Origin of the sequence: Streptosporangium sp. G11, from assembly GCF_051192615.1 — a bacterium.
GTDB lineage: Bacteria > Actinomycetota > Actinomycetes > Streptosporangiales > Streptosporangiaceae > Streptosporangium.
On record NZ_JBPJUQ010000240.1, the window covers coordinates 1 to 2,324 of the forward strand.

General features: G+C 69.5%; 1 protein-coding gene and 1 pseudogene. One reads left to right on the plus strand and one right to left on the minus strand.

Annotated elements, in window-relative coordinates:
- Positions 1–219: pseudogene (locus ACSDR0_RS50160) on the minus strand (hypothetical protein); the annotation flags it as partial.
- A 162-nt stretch (positions 220–381) separates the two neighbouring features.
- On the opposite strand from ACSDR0_RS50160, the gene ACSDR0_RS50165 reads away from it, so the two are divergent.
- A partial coding sequence (locus tag ACSDR0_RS50165; protein WP_435296056.1) for a helicase-related protein occupies positions 382–2,324 on the plus strand: 1,943 nt, incomplete at its 3' end.

A 2,324-nucleotide genomic window follows, 5' to 3' on the forward strand; every position in this document is an offset into this window, starting at 1 on the left:
CTTCTCCAACGCCTCCAGCAACTCAGGGTCCATGACCATCCCGGCGGCGTGGTGGTGGGCGCGGACCGTGGTGGAGTTCACGCTGACCAGGTCGAGGTCGGCCTGCCCGCGGGCAGCGGCCTCGGCGATCATCGCCTGCATCAGCTCCTCGAAGACGCCCGTGGCCGCCCAGGACCGGAAGCGGTCATAGACGGGGTCGGGGAACGCGGGGACAGCCATTGGCGGTGAGATGGATCATGGCGCGGATGGTCACCGCGACCTGCGGAAACACTAAAGATCGTGTTGTCGCGCCGGACCGTCCCGCCATGTTCGGGTCGAAAGGCCGACTCGACACCGTTGGCCGTTCACCGCCCTGACCTGCTCGAACAGTCCGCACCGCCAATGACTGTCCCGCTGTTCCTCGACCCCGAAGCCGCCGACTTCCTGCGCCCGGGCGCGGGGGAGCGGGTCACCTCGATCGTCTCGACCTCCGACGCCCAAGAGTTGCGACTTCAGGTACGCGGTTACGTCGAAACCGCACCCACGCTCGACCCGCGCGCCCAGGCCGCGCACGAGGCGCTGGGAGCCGACGTCAGCACCGACGACATCGCCTCCGGCGACCGGCTCGCGATCGCCGATCACCTGTTCGCCACCCTGCGCGGGTCGCACAACCTCATCTTCGCCAACTCCCGGGGCGCGGTGGAGGACTACACCGACCTGCTCAGCCGTCGCTGCGACATCGCGGGAGTGCCGAACGAGTTTCTGCCCCACCACGGCAATTTGTCCAAGGACATCCGCGAGCACACCGAGTCCCGGCTCAAGGACCGCAGCCGGCCGACCACCGCCGTCTGCACCTCCACCCTGGAGATGGGCATCGACATCGGCTCAGTGGCCTCCATCGCCCAGGTCGGCGCGCCCCCGAGCGTGGCCGCCCTGCGCCAGCGGCTCGGCCGCTCCGGGCGACGCGGCGGCCCCGCCGTCCTGCGGCTCTACATCAGCGAACCCGAACCGACCCCTGCCATTCACCCCGCCGACGAACTCCGCACCCAGCTCATCCAGGCCGTTGCGACCATCGAACTGCTCCTGCAGCGCTGGTACGAACCTCCCCACGGCATGGCTTTACACCTGTCGACGCTGGTGCAGCAGCTTTTGTCCCTCATCGCCCAGCACGGCGGCATCACCCCGCCCGACGCCTACCGCACCCTCTGCACCCAAGGACCATTCCGCACGATCGACGCGCCGACGTTCGCCGCCTTGCTGCGCGACCTCGGCGCCGGACGACTCATCCGCCAGGAAAGCGACGGCCTGCTGCTGCACGCAGAGGTGGGGGAGAGGCTGGTCAACCACTACACCTTCTACGCCGCCTTCACCGCCCCCACCGAATACCGCATCATCACCGCGGGACGAACCCTCGGCAGCCTTCCCCTGGAGAACTCCCCACCCGAGGGGGCGCTGCTCATCTTCGCCGGCCGCCGCTGGCGCATCCTCACCATCGACACCCACGCCAAGGTCATCGACGTCACCCGCACCTCCGGCGGCCGCCCGCCGCGTTTCGCCGGCCCCGGCCCGGACATCCACGACCGAATCCGCACCCAGATGCGCCACATTTACCAAGAGTCCACCGTCCCGCCCTACCTGGACGCGACCGGCCAGCACCTCCTTGCCGAAGGCCGCGCCGCCTACCGCCGTTTCGGCCTGCACCACAGCCCGCTTCTCGGCTACGGCGCCGACAGCCTGCTGTTCCCCTTCCGGGGAGACGCCATCATGACCACGACGGCCCTGGCCCTGCATGCCCGAGGCGTCGACGTCGCCCGCTACGGCGTCGCCTTGCTGCTCTGCGCGACCCCACCCCGGGCGGCCGCGGACCTGTTGGCCGACTTGGCCGACTTGGCCGCCTCCGGCCTCCCCGACGCCGTTGACCTGGCGAGCCTGATCCCCGACAAGAGAATCGACAAGTACGATGACGTCATCGGCGAGAGCCTGCTGACCCGCTCATACGCCGCCCGCAAACTCGACGTCCCCGGCACCGAGCAGGCGATCGCCGCCCTCGCCGACCAGGCCGCTCCCGCGCAGGCTACACAGGCCGAACCTCCTGTCCTTACGGCTGCGGCGTCGCGTCGTCACCGGCTGGGATCCCTTCCCTACGCCGTCGTCGACGTCGAGACCACCTCGACCGACGCACGCAAGGCCCGCATCGTCGAAATCGCGATCATCCGCTTGCATCCCGACGGCAGCGACGACCGCCTCTACTCCACGATCGTCGACCCTGGAACGGGCCCCGGCCCCACGCACATCCACGGCCTTACCGCCGGGGATCTGGCGGGAGCCCCGCGTTTCGCGGAGAT